The following is a 20096-nucleotide window of genomic DNA, read 5'->3' on the forward strand; positions in this document are numbered from 1 at the left end:
ATGAATGAAGAAAAACCAATATTGTTTTCTAAAGGTTATCATAATTTTGGAACTATAGATATCCGTCCATTTGAGGTAAAAAAAGACAGTAAAATTCTCCATGAATGGGTAAACCAAGAGTATGCCGTTTTTTGGGGGATGCAAAACTCTTCTATACAAGAGGTAGAAAAAGAGTATATCTCGCTAACCAAACCAGACCACTATGATGTATTTATAGGGATGTTTAACAATGAGATAGCTTTTGTTTTAGAACGCTATCAGCCTCAAAAGGATATGATCAATGCATATTATGAGGCGCAGTCTTCTGATTGCGGTATACACATTATTGTTGCACCACCAAAACAACCTAAAACACCTCATTTTACGTGGTATATGTTTCGTGGTATAATGGATTTTATTTTTTCAAATATATCTATTAAACGAATTGTTGTAGAGCCTGATATTCGGAACAAAAAAATGTTTGCGTTATGCCAAAGGATTGGATTTACATTAAATAAAGTTATTGAATTACCACATAAAACAGCGCAACTAGCCTTTTTAAATAGAGAAACTTATAATAAACACATACAATTATTTACACCCTCAAAACGTAGTGCCATGAATACATTAGATAATGTGGTGTCTCCACAACAGTCTATACAACATATACAGCCTGAAGTTTGGCAACAATCGAATACCTTATTAGTGAAGAAAGCCTTATGCGAGTTCTCGCATGAACGCTTAATAAAACCAGTGATAATAGAATCGTTGGAAGATGGATGGAACCACTATAGGGTTATGGCTGATGATATTCATATAAAATATGAATTTGAAGCAAAACCACTTGCTCTTGATCAGTTAATGATAAAGGAAACAAGTATTAAAAAGTATAAAAATGAAGATTCCGAGCCGTTAGATGCCATTGTATTTATCAAAGAATTCAGAGCAACCTTAGGAATTGATACGGCTAAAATGCCAGTATATCTTGAAGAAATTATTAGCACTTTATACGGTAGTGCTTTTAAAATGTTGAAAGGCAATCCAACGGCGAAAGAACTTGCAGATGCAGATTTTCAAACGATTGAGCAATCGATGACAGAAGGGCACCCTGGTTTTGTAGCGAATAATGGACGTATAGGTTTTGACAGTAGTGATTACCGTTCTTATGCACCAGAAGCTGGGAATTCATTTTCGTTATTATGGTTGGCCGGGCATAAATCAAAAGCAGTATATGCGGCCATTGAAAAATTACCTTATGAAACACTGATAAGGCAAGAATTGGATGAGGCAACACTAGATAAATTTAAGGATACTATAGTAGCGAAAGGATTCAATCCGGAAGACTATTTATTCATACCTATTCACCCATGGCAATGGTTTAATAAACTAGCGATGTTATTCGCTCCTGAAGTAGCTAAAGGAGATTTGCTGTGCTTAGGATATAGTCCTGACCAATATTTGGCACAACAATCCATTAGAACCCTTTTCAATAACACCAACCCTGAGAAATTCTACACAAAATCGGCATTGTCTATTTTGAATATGGGGTTCATGAGAGGCTTGCCTTTTTATTATTTAGGTACGGCTCCTAAAATGGCTGTTTGGCTTGAGAATTTACTATATGGAGATGCTTTTATTAAAGAAACAGGTTTCCGAATGTTAAGTGAAATAGGTTCCATAAGTTATGTGAATCCATATTTTGAAGAATTTGGACCACACAATGATTATAATAAAATGCTAGCCTCTTTATGGAGAGAAAGCCCTTATTCGGCTATAAATAAAGGGCAAAAGCCTCTAACCATGGCAGCATTATTGCATATCGATCATCACGGAAATGCTTTATTACCTGAGCTCATCAAAAGTTCTACACTTACACCTGAACAATGGATACAAAGTTACTTGAAATCTTATTTGAGTCCATTGGTTCATTGTTTTTACAAATATGATCTTGTGTTTATGCCACATGGTGAGAACATCATTTTAGTTTTAGAGAACCATATACCCGTAAAATCTTTATTGAAAGATATTACCGAAGAAGCTGTTATTCTTAGCCCAGAAGTAGTATTGCCAGAACATTTAAAGCGTATGTATGCTCCTGTTCCAGAAGATGTAAAACTATTATCAATTTTCACTGATATTTTTGATGGATTCTTTAGGTATTTAGTACCGATTTTAGAAGAACATCTTGATTTTTCAGAACATAATTTCTGGAAGTTGGTAGCCGAAAATATCCACGAATATCAAAACCGTTATCCTGAATATTCTGATAAATATAATCAATACGATCTTTTTGCAGACACGTTTAAATTATCCTGTTTGAACCGGTTACAGTTAAATAACCACAAACAAATGATTGATTTAGATGATCCGGTGGCTTTACTTCAGTTTGCTGGTGAATTGAAAAACCCAATAGCCATTTTTAAGTTAGAAAATCAACTCCAAGAAGTATAATGACAGCACATATTGAACAGCAAATATTTAGTAAAGAGATATTCACTGTAGGTCTTATCGAAATAAGACCAATACAACTTGAAAAAGATATAGATACACTATATAGTTGGGTTAGCCAACCGTATGCGAAGTATTGGGGTATGTTAGAGCAAACTAAAGAGGAAGTATATGAAGCGTATGATGAAATTGAAAAAAACCCGTACCATCATACATATATGGGAATACTCAACAATACACCAATATTTCTGATGGAGCGCTATAAAGCCTCAGAAGATGAAATAGCTAAACATTACAACGGATCCTTAAATGACTATGGAATGCATATTTTGGTTTCACCTCCTGAAAAGAGGATCCCTCAATTTACATGGCATGTATTTTCAACGATTATAGACTACTTTTTTAGTTTACCGTACGTAGAAAGAATTGTGGTGGAACCAGATGTTAGCAATGATAAGATTCATGTACTGAACAGAAAAGCTGGTTTTGTTTATCAAAAAGAAATTACCCTATCACATAAGGTTGCTTCGCTAGCTATTTGTACTAGAGAAGATTATAAAAATGCCTTAGAAAAACTCAAGGAAGCATAATGAAACAAATGACCTCATATATACAACCTAATACTTGGAAATACGTAAATAGGCAATTAGTTAGAAAAGCTCTAAGTGAGTTTTCACATGAGCTTATACTACAACCGAAGTTATTAGGTGAGCAACAAGAAAACTGGAATACCTATACCATTATTTCAGACAATACAGATGTAAGCTACACTTTTAAGGCAAAGAAATTTCATCTTGATCATTGGTGTATTGCATCGAATAGCTTACAGAAATTCAATAAAGAACATCAAGAAGATATTGATGCCATAAAATTTATTACTGAATTTAAGAATACACTTCAAATTCCAAATGAGTTCTTAGCAACATACCTGGAGGAAATTACAAGTACTTTAATCAGTGCAGCGTATAAATATGAGAATGAAAACTTCTCATCAGCGCAATTAGCCAATGCAAGCTTTCAAGAAATTGAACATGCAATGACTGAGGGGCATCCATGTTTTGTAGCCAACAATGGAAGGATAGGGTTTAATATTGATGACTATAATAAGTATGCACCAGAAACGGATCATCCTTTCACTATTTATTGGATTGCAGGCCATAAAGATTATGCTACCTATACCGCCGTGGAGGGATATGAATATACAAGCCTCCTTTTAAGTGAATTAGGCAAAAATAAGCTGAATGAATTTGAAGAAATATTAAAGGCTAAAAACCTTGATATAGCTAACTATATTTTTATGCCAGTACACCCTTGGCAATGGAAAAATAGGTTAGTATATGTTTTTGCAGCAGATATAGCGAATGAAAATATCGTGTTTTTAGGAGAAAGTGACGATGAGTTTTCCGCCCAACAATCTATTAGAACATTGTTTAATGTAACCCATCCTAAAAAGTTATACACCAAAACAGCACTTTCGATATTAAATATGGGGTTTGTTAGAGGTTTATCTCCGTACTATATGCAAAGTACACCGCATATTACCAAATGGATAACGGACTTGTTAAAAGACGATCGCTACCTATTAGAAAATGGTTTTACCATGTTAGGAGAAATAGCTACCGTTGGTTATCATAATCATTATTATGAGGTTTTAGGGAAAACCAATCCTCATAACAAGATGTTATCTGCTCTATGGAGAGAAAGCCCATACAGTAAAATAAACTCGAACCAAGAGGTGGCTACCATGGCTGCGTTACTTCATATTGATAAAAATGATAGTTCGTTGTTAGTAGCATTTATTAAAGCGTCGCCATATGATACAACAACCTGGATTAAAAAATACTTAAATGCATATTTAAGCCCAATACTTCATTGCTTTTACCAGTATGAATTGGTGTTTATGCCACATGGTGAAAATCTAATTTTAGTATTAGAAAACAACACACCTGTACATGTGCTAATGAAAGATATTACAGAAGAGGTTATTGTGTTTAATGAAAGTATGGAATTACCTGAGCACGCCGATCGATTGTTCACGAAAACGTCAGATAAAATGAAAGTTTTATCAATTTTTACGGATGTTTTTGACTGTATATTTAGGTTTATGGGACAGATATTAGAAACCTACGGCGATTTTTCTGAAAATGATTTCTGGAAATTGGTCGCAGCATGTATTCATGAATATCAAAACGAACACCCAGAGTTAGCCTCAAAATTTGAACGGTATGACCTATTTATATCAGAATTTGACCGTTGTTGCTTGAATAAATTACAGTTATCGAACACAAAACAAATGCTTGATTTGGCAGACCCTATCGAAAGCTTAAAATTTCAGGGAGTACTGGAAAATCCAATAGCTAAATATGCTATTACTGATACTATACAAGAAGAACAATTAGAAAAAATGTAATTATGAAACTCGAAGAATTAAGTGAACTCATAAAAACGAGAAGAACACATTACGCTTTTGATTTTTCAGAAAAAGAGCTCTCTAAAGAAATGATTGAGACTGTAGTTACCAATGGTATATGGGCGCCAACTCATAAATTAACACAACCTTGGCGTTTTGTTGTATTGGAAGGAAGCCACCGAGAAAAATTAGGGACTTATATGGCAAACTACTATAGAGATATCTATTCTGAAGAAGAATATTCTAAGGAACGTTTTGAAGAAACTAAAACCTATCCAAAGAATGCAACGCTGTTGGCATTGATATTTCAACCCAGTAAAAGAGTTCAACTACCAGAGTGGGAGGAAATAGCGGCTATTTCATGTGCGGTACAAAATATGTGGTTGAGTTGCACTGCTCTTAATATCGGTAGTTATTGGGATACAGGTATAGCTACGATAGACTATGTAAATAAAGCTATTGAATTAGAACCTGATGAAAAATGTGTTGGAATATTCTATATGGGGCACTTAAAGGAAAACCTACCTCAAATTAACAGAAAAAGAAAATCAGTAATAAAGAAACTTAGTTGGCATAAAGAATAAAAATGGAAGCAAATAATAAGAATAAAAGAATAAACACTATTGATTTAGTAAGAGGTTTTAGTGTATTGTTAATGATTCCGGTGCATGTTATGATAGTATATTCTACCATGGATACTTGGAATGATACACCTCTTGGGGAATTGATACAAATATTAGAAAGAGGAACCCCTATGTTTTTAATTATCATGGGACTTTCTTTTGTTTTTTCAGGAAAATTAAGCATGGGAAAAATAACCATTCGCGGAATCAAAATTTTGCTATTAGGGTACCTCTTAAATTTGGTTAGATTCATTGTTCCAATGGTTGCATTTGGAGGGTTTCCAGATGCGTTTTTAACAGCGAATGGATTGACGCCTGACAATCCTAACAATTATGTCTTTTACACCTTATTAGGTGATATTTTGCAGTTAGCAGGGATCTCTCTAATTATCATGGGATTCATAATTAAAATTATTAAAAATAAATATGCCGCTTTAATAATAGCGATACTTATAATGTTTACCTCAAGAGAATTGAGTGGTTTCAGAGTAAATGTTGTTGGGTTAGACTATATATGTGATTTATTTTGGGGTAAAAATTATAATGTATACTTTCCAGTATTTCCATGGATGTCATTTATTTTAATAGGTCTATTCTTCGGAATGTGGTATAAAGAAAAAAAGAGTGATATACATTTTATGTTTGGAAAAATGCTTCCTTTTGGTATTGGGTTTGTAGCCTTGGGTGTAGTACTTTGCTCTATTAATTACGATTATCATTTTGGAGATTACTACCACTTAGGACCAGGTGGAACCATCGTGTTGATGGGGATAAATTTATTGTTAATATGGTTCGCCCATCAAATTGTAAAATTCATACCTAACATGCTTTTTTCTGTGTTAGACTATGCTAGTAAGAACGTTACCTCATTTTATATAGTACAATGGATTTTAATTTACTGGGGAATATTGTTATTTGGATATTCTGAAGAATCAAGTCAGTTGAAACTTATAGGTGTTATAATTCTATTTACTCTAATGACATTTTTGATTCTTTGGTTAAAGAATGAATTGCAAGGAGTTATTAAAGAAAGAAAGCAAGTTCGAAGGAAAATGAAACAAGTTACTATCAAATAACACACGGTTAGCCATGAAATCAAAGTGTATTCTTATATTTTTTATAATTCAAACATCCCTTTTGTTAGGGCAAGTCAATCTAGCCGGAAGTTATGGCTTGGATCCAGAGGTTCAAGAATTCTTAGAACTAATTCATGCGTATCAAGGGCCTCCGTTACAAGAACTACCACTACCCATTGCTAGGCAAGCCATGGAAGATTTGCAAAAAGAAGTGGAAGATACAAACGATACAGCGGTATTTATTGAACGTAAAACAATACAGTCTGGAGGAAAATCGATTAAATTGGTAATTGTTAAACCTAAAACAAACAACAATAAAACACTACCTGTTTTAGTCTATTTTCATGGCGGAGGCTGGGTTTTAAATAGCTTTAATACGCATAAGCGATTAATGTCTGACATTGCTCTAAAGGCCAATATCGCTGTCGTTTTTGTCGAATTTTCAAGATCTCCTGAAGTAAGGTATCCAACAGCCAATGAAGAAGGATATGCCTCCTTAGTATGGATTTCTAAACATGGAGTAAAAAACGGATTAGACCCGAATAAGATGGTAGTAGCGGGAGATAGTGCTGGTGGAAATATGGCTACAGTAATTGCAATGATGGCAAAACAAAGAAACACCCCAAAGCTAGATGCACAAATACTTCTCTATCCTGTTACCGATGATAATTTGAATACACAATCATACGAACGATTTTCGAAAGGACATTATTTATCGAGAGATACCATGTTATGGTTTTGGAATACTTATGCACCAAATAAAGAATGGAGAAACCTATCAACCGTAGTCCCTTTAAAAGCAAGTAAAGAAGAACTTAAAGGACTTCCAAGAACCTTATTAATCACAGCAGAATACGATGTTTTAAGAGACGAAGGAGAATCGTATGCTAAAAAATTAAGAGCAGCAGGAGTGAAGGTAACATCAACACGTTATGGAGGTACGATTCATGATTTTATTGCGCTGAACGCCTTGAAACATACCGAAGCTTCCAAAGCAGCTTTAGAACAAATTTGCACAATGTTAAAAGATATCTATAAAAATAACTAGAACATAAAAGTCCCTAAAACAATGCTAAAAAAATACAAACATGTAGAGGTCAATTATTTTCCAGAACAGGAATTAATTATTTGGAAAATTAAAACTGACGGAATTCCGAATTTTTCAATAGAAGGATTACGAGAATTTAAAAGATTCGTAGAAGACTTACATATAATGTTTTCCGATAAACGATACCCTTTAAAATATATAGTCTCTTCATCTGAATACGAAGGAGTATACAATTTAGGAGGCGATTTACCTTTCTTTTTTGAAAGTATTAAAAATAGAGATAGAGAAATCTTACAAGAATACGCCTATCTATGCATTGATGCAATTTATAATATATATACAACTTTCGGCTTGCCTGCTTTAAATATAGCACTTGTTGAAGGGAATGCTTATGGAGGTGGTTTTGAATGCGCTTTGGCACATGATATTATTTTGGCAAAATCATCTGCTAAATTTTGTTTACCTGAAAATAAATTCAATCTTTTTCCAGGAATGGGAGCTTACAGCTTTTTATGCCGAAAATTAAACGTAAAAACGGCCATCGATTTAATTTACAGTGGTAATATTTACAAAGCCAAAGAATTAGAGGTATTAGGATTAATAGATAATATTAATGAAAAGGAGGATGGAATGGAATGTATTGTAGATTATATTAATAAAAACAAAAACAGCTTTAATTTTAAATATAGCCACTATCAAAGTATCAAAAGAGTATTCCCGATACAGAAGGAGGAATTACTGGATGTAACTGATTTGTGGGTAAATGCTTGCTTGAATATGAATGCGAAGGATTTAAGGCGTATGGAATTAATTATAAACGCTCAAAACAGAAGATTAAACTTGGAGGTACGATAAAAGCAACTAGCTTGTTTTTGAAAGATGATTCCTAAATTGTTTTGGAGTCATTTTTACCTGCTTTTTAAAGGCTGCTGAAAAATGCGTAGGATTTTTGTATCCCACTAAATCCGAAATTTCATAAATGGGTTTAGTGGTATGCAAAAGTAACTCTTTGGCTTTGTTCATTCTTATGGATAATGAGTATTCTGATATAGAGGTATCAAATATTCGTTTGAATTCTTTTTTTAATACAGTGTCATTCAAGAGTACCTTTCGCGATAATTCTTTTACCGAAAACTGCTCGTTAAGATTAGAAGAAATAATATTTTTAACAACATGAACTTTTTTTACTAAACTATCAGAACTATTTATTTTACTTTTATGCTGCACCTGAAGAGCTACGAGTTCAAGTACCTTGGCCTCTAAAAATAAGCGCTTCAAGATCCCTTTTTTTGTATCTGTAATAATTTCTGTGATGATATTCTGAGTTTCAAAACAAGAAGGGGAAATATAACTAGTCCGGTCTTTATAGCTACTAGGATGCTGATCCATAAATAACTGAAATAACGAAATAAGTTGATGTTTTTTTATGAATTCGTAATACATTTTTATTTTTACCTCTCTAATGGGTTTATCGGTGTAATAAGCTAGCTCACCCTTGAATTGATTGGTAAAATAAAGCAAACAATCCTGTTCTTCTTGTATAATAGGTTTACTAATATGACTAAAGCGAATCACCTTTTCACCTTGGATAAGAAATGAAAACTCCAAAGAATTTGTTTTGGATCTATTTTTAAAAATATAATTTTTATGTAATGTTCCTTGAAAATAGCCTATGTATAAGCCGTCGAAACAGTGACTTTCTACAACTCCATTTCCGTAGTCATTATGTAATTTTCTAGTATTTGAGAGAATACCACAATTATTTTTGTCGGGTGCTATTTCCAGTGCACCATTAAAGATCGAATCTAGTTCTGTTTGTATCATCATTTTTATAGGGAAATATGCAAATTTAATGCTTATTCAATCTAAATAAAAGAATAACATGCTTTTTTGAAGAATTGTTAAAAACCAAATGATTTAACATATAAATTATTATTTTGTGAGTAAATAAATTGACCAAAGAACATGCCACAAAAATAGAAACTTAGTAATAAAAAATAAGTAACGCATCGATTACTAAAATTATAACTGTAGAAATTTAATTTAGATTAAACAATTATGACAAAACAAAATGTATTATTTAATAGTCAATTAAACGCTATCATTTTAAAAAAAACTGCAGAGGTTTACTAAAATGCAAGGATATAATTAAGCAAACAACAGAAGTTAAAGCCGAAAGATATGGGAGAACCCTATGCAAATGGGAAAAAAAGTCTGAAAAAGAAACAACTAATAACTCTGTTGAAAATTAATTCAACAGAGTTTTTTATTTTATAATGTTTAATGTTATTTTAGCCATGACTTCAAGACTACAGAATATTTATGGCAAAGGAAACACAATACACCGAAGATAACATACGATCGCTCGACTGGAAAGAACATATCAGGATGCGTCCGGGGATGTATATCGGGAAATTGGGAGATGGTTCATCGCCAGATGATGGTATTTATATCCTGGTAAAAGAAGTACTAGATAACTCCATTGACGAATTTGTCATGGGAGGAGGAAAAACCATAGAGGTATCGGTTCAAGAGAATAAAGTGGTTGTTCGTGATTATGGGAGAGGAATTCCTTTAGGAAAAGTGGTCGATGTAGTTTCTAAGATGAACACGGGAGGTAAGTATGACTCAAAAGCCTTTAAAAAGTCAGTAGGGCTTAACGGAGTAGGTACAAAGGCAGTGAATGCACTCTCATCGTATTTTAAAGTAGAATCTTCACGTGATGGAAAATCTGCTTCAGCAGAATTTGAAAAAGGAAACTTAACCCATCAGGATCTTTTAGAAGAAACATCTCGTAGAAGAGGTACTAAGGTGAGCTTTATTGCGGATGAAACCATTTTTAAGAATTATAAATATCGTCCTGAATACATCATCAAATTACTCAAAAACTATGTATACCTGAATCCAGGGCTGACCATTGTTTTTAACGGTGAAAAATACTATTCAGAAAATGGATTAAAAGACCTATTGGAAGACAACAACAACCAAGAAGATATGTTGTATCCGATAATCCACTTGCGAGGTGATGATATTGAAGTGGCTATGACACATAGTAAAACTCAGTATTCAGAAGAATATCATTCATTTGTAAATGGCCAAAACACCACCCAAGGAGGAACCCATCAGGCTGCTTTTAGAGAGGCTGTGGTAAAAACAATTCGAGAGTTTTATAATAAAAACTTTGAAGCTTCTGACGTTCGTAAATCCATTATCTCAGCAATTTCCATTAAAGTAATGGAACCCGTTTTTGAAAGTCAAACAAAAACAAAATTAGGATCTACTGAAATGGGAGGTAACTTACCTACTGTAAGAACCTATATTAACGACTTTGTAAAAAATAAACTCGATAATTATTTACATAAGAATACCCAAGTAGCGGAGATACTTCAAAAGAAAATATTACAAGCAGAGAAAGAACGTAAAGAACTTTCAGGTATTCGGAAGTTGGCAAGAGATCGTGCTAAAAAAGCCAGTTTACACAATAAAAAACTACGAGATTGCCGGATCCATTTTGGTGATACCAAAAAAGAAAACTATTTAGAAACTACCTTGTTTATTACCGAGGGAGATTCGGCAAGTGGATCCATTACCAAATCACGTAATGTAAATACCCAAGCTGTATTTAGTTTAAAAGGAAAACCCCTAAACTCTTATGGATTATCTAAAAAGATAGTGTATGAAAATGAAGAGTTTAATTTATTGCAGGCGGCTTTAAATATAGAAGATGGTTTAGAAGGCTTGCGCTATAATAATGTAGTAATAGCAACGGATGCCGATGTTGATGGGATGCATATTCGATTGCTTTTAATAACGTTTTTCTTACAGTTTTTCCCTGAAGTTATTAAAGAAGGACATCTGTATATTTTAGACACACCTTTGTTTAGAGTAAGAAACAAAAAAGAAACTATTTACTGTTATTCGGATGAAGAAAGGCAACAAGCTATGAATAAATTGAAAGGGAAACCAGAGATTACTCGATTTAAAGGATTGGGTGAGATTTCACCAAATGAATTTGTACATTTTATTGGTGATGATATTCGCTTAGACCCAGTAATGTTAGACAAAGAAATGTCGATAGAACAAATGTTGCAGTTTTACATGGGTAAAAATACTCCTGACAGACAGAAGTTTATTATTGAAAATTTAAAAGTAGAGTTAGATCTTTTAGAAGAAAACTAATATGAAAAAAGGAATCAAAGGGGTAATAATTGGCATTGTTGCTTTACTCGTTATGTATGAATTTATAGGAGGACTAGGTCTATTTAAAATGTATCATAATCCAACAACAGCTAATGAACCGAATATAGCTTTAGGCTCTTATATGTTTGTTACAAATTTAAGTGAACCTAAAAACAAAGATTTCGTTTGCTATAACTATGAAGACGATCTGTTAGGAAAGCATATAAGAGTGCACAGAATGTTAGGAGGTGAAGGAGACACTATAGAAATTAAAGACGGTGTTTTTTATATTAACAGTAAAAATATAGATGAAAATTTGACATTAATTCGTACTTATGAGCTTACGATGGAAGAGTATGATTCTTTAAAAGATAAGAAAGAAATACAGAATAATGAATTTAAGCATATGACTCAAAATGGGTCTATAATATTACTATTAGATGAAGAATTTGCTAAATTAAATAAAATAGAAAATAAAAGGATAGCAGAACAGGCAGGTGCAACAGATAATAACGTAAATTCAATATTCGAAAAAAATTGGAATAAAGATAATTTTGGTCCCTTACACATACCTAAAAATAAAGTATTTGTTATGGGAGATAATAGAGACAATTCATTGGATTCAAGATTTGTAGGATTGATTGATATTTCTAATATTGTAGGAGTGGTACTTAATAAATAATAAATAAACTCAAAACGCGTAAACGTTAGTGTAAATGAGCGAAGAAAACAGTAATTACGAACACGAAGAAGAATTAAACCAACCTATTGAAAATACAGAAACGATTACCAAGGTAACGGGCATGTATAAAGAGTGGTTTTTAGATTATGCTTCGTATGTTATTTTAGAACGGGCGGTGCCTTCTATTGAAGATGGTTTTAAACCTGTACAACGACGTATAATGCATTCAATGAAAGACTTGGATGATGGTCGTTACAATAAGGTAGCAAATATTGTTGGGCATACCATGCAGTACCACCCGCATGGTGATGCTTCTATTGCTGATGCCATGGTTCAAATGGGGCAAAAAGAACTGCTAATTGATATGCAGGGAAACTGGGGTAATATTTTAACAGGTGACCGTGCAGCAGCCTCAAGATATATAGAAGCACGTTTGTCAAAATTAGCCTTAGATATTGTTTTCAACCCTAAAACCACCGAATGGCAACTATCATACGATGGTAGAAAAAAGGAACCCGTTAATCTTCCTGTAAAATTTCCTCTGTTATTAGCACAAGGCGCTGAGGGTATTGCAGTAGGGTTATCAACGAAGATATTACCTCATAATTTTATTGAATTAATAGATGCTTCTATTAAATACTTAAAAGGAAGAAGTTTTTCTATTTTACCTGATTTTTTAACAGGTGGAATTGCTGATTTCACGAATTATAATGATGGAAAAAGAGGAGGGAAGGTTCGTGTTAGAGCTAAAATATCACAACTAGATAAGAAAACACTAATCATTACAGAAATCCCTTTTGGTACTACCACTTCTTCGCTTATTGACAGTATTTTAAAAGCGAATGAGAAAGGGAAAATAAAAATAAAGAAAATTGAAGATAATACCGCGGCTAATGTAGAAATCGTAATACACTTACCTCCGAATGTATCTCCTGATAAAACTATAGACGCATTATATGCATTTACCAATTGTGAAAATTCTATTTCACCATTGTGCTGTATTATCGAAGATAATAAACCCATTTTTATAGGAGTTACTGAAATTTTACAGAAATCAACCGATTTTACCGTTGAATTATTAAAACGAGAATTAGAAATTCAGTTACATGAACTAGAAGAGCAATGGCATTTTGCCTCATTAGAACGAATTTTTATTGAAAATCGAATTTATCGTGATATTGAAGAGGTAGAAACATGGGAAGGAGTAATTGAAGCTATAGATAAAGGGCTGAAACCTCATACTAAACACTTAAAAAGAGAGGTTACCGAAGAAGATATCCTTCGTTTAACAGAAATTAGAATTAAAAAGATTTCGAAATTTGATATAGATAAAGCAAAGCAATTTATTGAGAATTTAGAAGACAAAATCAAAGAAGTTAAGCATCATTTAGACAACTTAGTTGATTTTGCTATCGATTATTTCAAGGTACTAAAAACAAAATACGGTAAAGGTAAAGAGCGTATAACCGAAATCAGAACCTTTGATGATATTGTCGCAACGAAAGTAGTGATGCGCAATGCCAAATTGTATGTAAACAGAGAAGAAGGTTTTATTGGTACTTCACTAAAAAAAGATGAGTATATAACAGATTGTGCCGATATTGATGATGTTATTGTTTTTAGAGATAATGGATCAATGATTGTTTCGAAAGTAGCATCTAAAACTTTTGTAGGAAAAGGTATTGTTCATATCGCTGTCTTTAAAAAGAAAGATAAGCGCACAGTGTATAACATGATTTATAAAGATGGGGTACGCGGACCAAGTTATATGAAACGTTTTAATGTTATGAGTATAACTAGAGACAAAGAATACGATTTAACCAATGGAAGTAAAGGATCAAAACTACTTTACTTCACGGCAAACCCAAATGGAGAAGCCGAAGTGGTTACTGTTTTGTTACGAGCGGTAGGAAGTATTAAAAAGTTAAAATGGGATATTGATTTCGCAGATTTAGCAATTAAAAGTAGAAGCGCTAGAGGAAATCAGGTAACCAAATATGCTATTAAGAAAATAGAATTTAAGTCGTCAGGAGTATCTACTTTAAAACCTAGAAAAATTTGGTATGATACCGCTGTAAAACGCTTAAATGTTGACGAAAGAGGAGAATTATTAGGTGAATTTAGAGCAGAAGATAAATTGTTGATAGCAACGCAAAGTGGTAAAATAAAAGCGGTTACACCTGATTTGGCAATGCATTTTGACAATGACATGCTTATTCTTGAAAAATGGAATGCTAAAAAGCCTATTTCAGTGATATACTATGATGGAAATAAAGAACGTTATTATGTAAAACGCTTTTTACTCGATTCGGTAGATAAAGAAGAACATTTTATTTCTGAACACGATAAATCAAAATTAGAAAGTATTGCCACTGATTATCGCCCGGTAGCAGAAGTGATTTTTTCGAAACGTAGTTTAGAAAAAATAGAGGTAGACTTTGAAAGTTTTATTGCTGTTAAAGGTATTAAAGCTCAAGGGAATCAATTAACTACAGAGAAAATACGTACCGTTAATCTGTTAGACCCTTTACCGTATGAAGAACCCGTTGAAGATAGAGTAGAAGATATAGAAGTGAATGAAGAGGAGGAAATTAAAGAAGAATCATTACCTTTAGAAGTAGACGAAAATAACACAAAAGAGTTTGAAGAATCTAAAGAAGCAAAGGCAAAAAAAGCATTAGAAAGAGCGCTTCAAAAAAAGAAAAAAGATGGTGATGAAGACAGTCAAACCGCATTATTTTAAATGGAAACAATTGGTTTAATAGGAGGTATAACACCACAATCGACTATCATGTATTACCAGGTTTTAAACGATTTGGCGAGTAAAACTTATGGAGAAAATCATTCTGCTAAAGTATTGATAAATTCGGTTGATTTTGGTGAGATTTCCAAACTACAATCCGTTGGAGATTGGGACCGCTTAGAAAACATTATGGCTAAGGCAGCTTCAAGTCTAGAGCAAGGTGGAGCAAGTGCTATTTTAATTTGTGCCAATACCATGCATTTAACCATTGATGCAGTTAGAAAAGCGGTAAATATACCTGTTATACATATTGCTGAGGCTACTGCAGAAATCATCATAGAGAAGGGACTCGAAAAAGTAGCACTGTTAGGAACAAAATATACCATGGAAAAAGCATTTTACAAAGACGTATTAAAAAAGCATGGTATTGATACAATCATTCCCCGAGACGATGATAGAGAGATCATCCATAGGGTTATTTATGATGAATTATCAAAAGGCATATTGAACGAAACTTCCAGAGAACAATACATGGCTATTATAGCTAAGTTAGAGAAGGAAGGAGCGGAGGGGGTTATTTTAGGATGTACTGAAATCCCTCTGTTAATAAAACAGAAATCAATAGCAATACCAGTTTTTGATACCACAACCATACACGCCACAAAAGCGTTTAACCTTTTCGTATAATGAAAGAACTGATGTTATCAAACCTGTTTAATTTAAATTCTTTTTTCGGAATTCTGGCGTATATTTTTGTAGTTATACTGATTTCTTGGTTTTTTTCCAGAATAATTAGATACTTTATTGTTTTACTGATTAAATATCGAAAAACAGATAGGTTTGGAAGAACCAGTATTCAGTTTTTACGTAATTCTGTAAAATTCTTTATGGGTTTTTTTGGTATAGCATATATTATTATGACCGTACCTTTTTTTAGGAGTAAGGCAACACTTATCTTTTCGGGTGCTGGAATTTTAGCTGCTATTATTGGTTTTGCTGCGCAAGCAGCCTTGTCGAACTTAATAGCAGGAGCCTTTATTGTTATATTCAGACCTTTTCGAGTAGGAGATTATATTAAATTAGATGATGCACGCTTGGGAATTGTAGAAGACATTAATTTACGGCATACGGTAATTAATAATTTTGAAAATAAACGATTAATTATTCCCAACTCGGTTATCAGTACAGATTCCGTGCTGAATCATACTATTGAAGATTCAAAAATACTCAGTTTCAATAATTTTAAAATAGGCTTAAAAGCAGATATTAATTTAGCTAGAAAGATTATACAGGAAGAAGCTATTAAACAACCAAATACTTTGGACAATCGGACTCCAGAGCAGGTTTTATTATCTTCAGATCAGGTAGATGTTAGGGTTATAGATGTTCATTCTGATTATATACACATCAGAGCATACCTATGGTTGAATGAGCCTTTTTTAGAGTTTAAAACAAAATGTGCTTTAAAAGAAGCTGTTCATAAACGTTTTGTAGCGGAAGGCGTTGATCTGCCAATTCCGATTCATAAAATCGTAACATTGGCTCCTAACTAAAGATTTCAATTACAGAACTATTTATTTTTAAATAAAAACCCGAAACCTAGACGTTTTAGAAATTTCTTCTCGAATTCCCAGAAAAAATCAAATTGACCAAATAACCACCCAACTATTGGCAATGTAGTTTGATATATAGGGAAAATAAGTAATATACGAAGCGGCCAGTAAACCCAAGGAGATATTGAATCAGGATAAAGACCAATAAAAGCTGTAATAGGTTTTGCAACCCAAGCTGAGAAAGATCCATTTATAGCAAAAACAATTAAAATAGCAATAACATCCCAAGTGCTATTGATTCCCCAACGTTGTTTTAATTTTTCCATCATGCAAAAATACTGAAAACTACAAAAGCATACAAATGTTGTTATTTAAACCTAACTATTAAGAATAGTTTTAGTTAACAATTAATTTATCAGTTAGTTAAATAATTTATTTACCGAACTTTTATAGGTTTGACCAATAGGAATTTTATAGTCGGTAGCCATTAAAATTCTATTTCCTTCTATAATTTTAATTTTATCAATAGCAACAATAAATGATTTATGAACCCGTAAAAAGTTTTCATTAAAAAGTATATCCATAAAATTAGATATCTTTTCATGGCATACTATGGTTTCTTTTGTGGTAAGAAATAATTTAGTATAGTTACCATAGGCTTCTAAAAAATAGATTTCTTTAGCATTTATTTGATGATATTTTTTGTCTCCTTTTATAAAAAAACGATGTGAATTGTTTGTGACAGTAATATTATTTGAACTAGTAGCCTGTGCGTTAGGTTTATTTGTTGCAATTGCTTTATTAATTGCGACTAATAATCTTTCAAAGCTAAATGGTTTTAGTATATAATCTGCTACATTCAATTCAAAACCTTCTAAAGCAAATTCACTATACGCAGTGGTAACAATTACTTTTGGAGGGTTGTTTAGTGTTTTCAGAAAATCAAATCCTTTAAGTTTAGGCATATGTAAATCTAAAAACATGAAATCTATTTCCGTACTATTTAAAAAAGCCATTGCTTCAATGGCATTGTAGCAATTTTTCACTAATTGTAAATGTGGTAACATGCCACAAAATTCTTCAATTAGTTGATGCGCCAAAGGTTCGTCATCAATTATTATGTACTTAATCATTTAGGTATATTTTTAAATCAACTTTATAAAGTTTGTTGGTGTTAGTAATTTGTAAGTCGTGATTTTCAGGATAGATCAAAGATAACCTCTGTTTTAAATTTATCAATCCTATTCCTTTTGTAATGAGTGAATTATCCTCGTCAAAATTATTTTCTATAGTAAAAAAGATGCCATCGGTATTGCTTACTAAATCAATATGTATATAGGCATTTTCAGTAAGTTTTTCTACACCATGTTTAAAGGCATTTTCTAGAAGAATTATAAAACAAAGTGGTGCTATGTTGTTTTGTGAGTTGTTTGAAATTGTAAATTTAATATCTACATCTTTGTGATATCGGATTTTATGAAGTTCAATGTAGTTTTTTAAATAAGCTATTTCATTTTCTAAAGGAACAAATTCTTTTTCTCCTTCATAAATAGTATACCGCATCATGTCAGATAATTTTAAAATTACTTCTGGTGCCTTTTTAGAATTTCTGACAGTTAAAGAATATAAATTATTCAGTGTATTGAAAAAAAAGTGTGGGTTTATTTGGGTTTTTAATAAGCTTAATTCAGCTTTGGTCTTTTCTTGTTGTAATGTTTTTATCCATTTCCATTGTTCGTATACCCATGTTAAAATTAATACGGGTATAGAACCTATTAATAGTGGTGATAATATCTTTTCTTTAATGCTTAAATAGTTGTCATACGTTACTGTTTGTAGCCTAAAATAGGTAAAAACAAGCAACACGCTTACATAATAAAAAAGTAATATTTTTTTGTATTTTTTCAGAAAAGCCGGAGAAAATAAATTTATAAGACCAAACCAAAACAATAATAGCATTCCAATTGTTATAGGATTATCTGGAATATTAAAAATTCTATCGGAAAAAACAGATGCAGCTAATAGTAGTAAGAGGTACAAAGCATGTTTTGCAGTTTCTGTTCTTTTTTTTCTATTCATTTTTAATATACTACTGAGAAGAAGAGAAAGGCTTATCCACCAAAAAAGAATCACTGTAAAAATTTCAACGGGTTGGTCATTAGGAATATTTAGTATTCCTACCATGTCTAATACATAAAACACAATCAGTAGAACAGGTAATGTAAATACGAACGCTCGATATTTTTTGAGGTAGTGGTATATCATCCTACAAAAATAAGAATGTATTGTAGGTCTTCCAATTAATATGATGAACACTATTATTTTTTGTATAAACACATTAAAAAACGAGATGAATTGAATTGAGCTATTTTATGAATTGATATATGAAGATATAGAACAGGTTGGTCATAATAATTAGAACACTGAAAACCATGAAGATACATTTGTGTAACCAAATTAAAACGTACATGAATACTTTAACAATCGAGAATATCAGTAAGGAATACTCCAATGGGATGAAGGCATTGAACAATGTGTCGCTAACAATAAAAAATGGGATGTTTGGTTTATTAGGGCCAAATGGAGCAGGAAAATCTTCGCTTATGCGTACCATTGCTACCTTGCAAGAGCCTACAGAGGGAACTATTAAATTTAATGGAGAGGATAATGTTAAAAACCCAAAATTTCTTAGAAAACAATTAGGCTACCTGCCACAAGAATTTGGTGTGTATCCTAAAATAAATGCACAAGATCTATTAAATCATATGGCAATTTTGAAGGGTATTACCAATAAAAATGAGCGGAATGATCAGGTAAAAGCATTATTACAGCAAACCAATTTATACGTACACAGAAAAAAGGATGTTCATACTTTTTCAGGAGGAATGCGTCAACGTTTTGGTGTTGCACAAGCATTATTAGGAAGCCCTCGATTAATTATTGTTGATGAGCCAACTGCAGGTTTGGATCCAGAAGAACGAAATAGGTTTTTGAACTTATTAAGTGAAATAGGTGAGAACGTGATCATTATTCTATCTACTCATATTGTAGAAGATGTAAGGGAATTATGCCAGAACATGGCCATATTATGCGGAGGAAAAGTTGTAGTAGAAGGAAATCCCAAAAATCTTACCGAAAAACTACAAAATAAAATCTGGGTAAGAACGATTAGCAAATCAGAAATTGACCTGTACAGGGGTAGATATAATGTATTATCAACTAGGTTGTTATCTGGTGATACTCAAGTGCAGATATTTTCGGAAACAAACCCGCAAAATGGTTTTAGAACTATGGATGCTGATTTAGAAAGCGTTTATTTTTCTCATTTAAATTCAACTTTACCTAATTTATAAAC

General features: G+C 32.5%; 17 protein-coding genes. 13 read left to right on the plus strand and 4 right to left on the minus strand.

Features of this window, described 5'->3' with window-relative positions; all coding sequences use genetic code 11:
• Genes AC2TDS_RS01490 through AC2TDS_RS01520 form a run of 7 tightly spaced genes read left to right on the plus strand, consistent with a single transcriptional unit; the run spans position 1 to position 8439 of the window.
• Positions 1–2430, plus strand: a complete 2430-nt coding sequence (locus AC2TDS_RS01490; protein WP_484737361.1) for a GNAT family N-acetyltransferase — start codon at positions 1–3, stop codon at positions 2428–2430.
• A complete protein-coding gene (locus AC2TDS_RS01495) occupies positions 2430–3017 on the plus strand; it encodes a GNAT family N-acetyltransferase (RefSeq protein WP_484737362.1) in 588 nt (195 codons plus the stop codon). Before AC2TDS_RS01490 ends, AC2TDS_RS01495 begins: the two co-directional genes overlap by 1 nt.
• Complete coding sequence (locus AC2TDS_RS01500) at positions 3017–4837, plus strand: IucA/IucC family protein (protein ID WP_484737363.1); 1821 nt, start codon at positions 3017–3019, stop codon at positions 4835–4837. The genes AC2TDS_RS01495 and AC2TDS_RS01500 overlap by 1 nt, the downstream gene beginning before the upstream one ends.
• Before the next feature lie 2 nt (positions 4838–4839).
• Entirely contained in the window at positions 4840–5421 is a 582-nt protein-coding gene (locus AC2TDS_RS01505; RefSeq protein ID WP_484737364.1) for a nitroreductase family protein, read from the plus strand.
• A 2-nt stretch (positions 5422–5423) separates the two neighbouring features.
• On the plus strand, positions 5424–6536 hold the full coding sequence (locus AC2TDS_RS01510; RefSeq protein ID WP_484737365.1) for a heparan-alpha-glucosaminide N-acetyltransferase domain-containing protein: 1113 nt from the start codon (positions 5424–5426) through the stop codon (positions 6534–6536).
• A gap of 13 nt (positions 6537–6549) precedes the next feature.
• On the plus strand, positions 6550–7584 hold the full coding sequence (locus tag AC2TDS_RS01515; protein ID WP_484737366.1) for an alpha/beta hydrolase: 1035 nt from the start codon (positions 6550–6552) through the stop codon (positions 7582–7584).
• 21 nt (positions 7585–7605) lie between these two features.
• Positions 7606–8439: a crotonase/enoyl-CoA hydratase family protein gene (locus tag AC2TDS_RS01520; RefSeq protein WP_484737367.1), complete on the plus strand. Its 834-nt coding sequence runs from the start codon at positions 7606–7608 to the stop codon at positions 8437–8439.
• 6 nt (positions 8440–8445) lie between these two features.
• On the opposite strand, the gene AC2TDS_RS01525 is transcribed toward AC2TDS_RS01520, so the two are convergent.
• Positions 8446–9411 (minus strand): helix-turn-helix domain-containing protein, encoded by a 966-nt coding sequence (locus AC2TDS_RS01525; RefSeq protein WP_484737368.1) that lies wholly within the window; start codon positions 9409–9411, stop codon positions 8446–8448.
• Positions 9412–9906: 495 nt separating this feature from the next.
• Here AC2TDS_RS01525 and AC2TDS_RS01530 point away from each other — a divergent pair, with 495 nt between their 5' ends.
• Genes AC2TDS_RS01530 through AC2TDS_RS01550 form a run of 5 tightly spaced genes read left to right on the plus strand, consistent with a single transcriptional unit; the run spans position 9907 to position 16741 of the window.
• The gene (locus AC2TDS_RS01530; RefSeq protein WP_484737369.1) at positions 9907–11763 is read left to right on the plus strand and encodes a DNA topoisomerase IV subunit B; all 1857 of its coding nucleotides are present in this window, start codon (positions 9907–9909) and stop codon (positions 11761–11763) included.
• A gap of 1 nt (position 11764) precedes the next feature.
• Positions 11765–12445, plus strand: coding sequence for a signal peptidase I (gene lepB, locus AC2TDS_RS01535; protein WP_484737370.1), 681 nt, complete (start codon positions 11765–11767; stop codon positions 12443–12445).
• Positions 12446–12479: 34 nt separating this feature from the next.
• Complete coding sequence (locus tag AC2TDS_RS01540; RefSeq protein ID WP_484737371.1) at positions 12480–15188, plus strand: DNA gyrase/topoisomerase IV subunit A; 2709 nt, start codon at positions 12480–12482, stop codon at positions 15186–15188.
• Positions 15189–15875 (plus strand): aspartate/glutamate racemase family protein, encoded by a 687-nt coding sequence (locus AC2TDS_RS01545; protein ID WP_484737372.1) that lies wholly within the window; start codon positions 15189–15191, stop codon positions 15873–15875. It abuts the gene before it with no gap.
• Positions 15875–16741, plus strand: a complete 867-nt coding sequence (locus tag AC2TDS_RS01550) for a mechanosensitive ion channel family protein (RefSeq protein ID WP_484737373.1) — start codon at positions 15875–15877, stop codon at positions 16739–16741. Before AC2TDS_RS01545 ends, AC2TDS_RS01550 begins: the two co-directional genes overlap by 1 nt.
• Positions 16742–16758: 17 nt before the next feature.
• On the opposite strand, the gene AC2TDS_RS01555 is transcribed toward AC2TDS_RS01550, so the two are convergent.
• The 3 genes from AC2TDS_RS01555 to AC2TDS_RS01565 all read right to left on the minus strand — a co-directional run bounded on the left by AC2TDS_RS01555 (position 16759) and on the right by AC2TDS_RS01565 (position 18820).
• The gene (locus tag AC2TDS_RS01555) at positions 16759–17067 is read right to left on the minus strand and encodes a DUF6787 family protein (RefSeq protein ID WP_484737374.1); all 309 of its coding nucleotides are present in this window, start codon (positions 17065–17067) and stop codon (positions 16759–16761) included.
• A 93-nt stretch (positions 17068–17160) separates the two neighbouring features.
• The gene (locus tag AC2TDS_RS01560; RefSeq protein WP_484737375.1) at positions 17161–17874 is read right to left on the minus strand and encodes a LytR/AlgR family response regulator transcription factor; all 714 of its coding nucleotides are present in this window, start codon (positions 17872–17874) and stop codon (positions 17161–17163) included.
• On the minus strand, positions 17867–18820 hold the full coding sequence (locus tag AC2TDS_RS01565) for a sensor histidine kinase (protein WP_484737376.1): 954 nt from the start codon (positions 18818–18820) through the stop codon (positions 17867–17869). The genes AC2TDS_RS01560 and AC2TDS_RS01565 overlap by 8 nt, the downstream gene beginning before the upstream one ends.
• A 389-nt stretch (positions 18821–19209) precedes the next feature.
• On the opposite strand from AC2TDS_RS01565, the gene AC2TDS_RS01570 reads away from it, so the two are divergent.
• A complete protein-coding gene (locus AC2TDS_RS01570; protein WP_484737377.1) occupies positions 19210–20094 on the plus strand; it encodes an ABC transporter ATP-binding protein in 885 nt (294 codons plus the stop codon).
• Positions 20095–20096 lie beyond the last annotated feature (2 nt).

The sequence above is a fragment of the Tenacibaculum profundicola genome, from assembly GCF_057220795.1.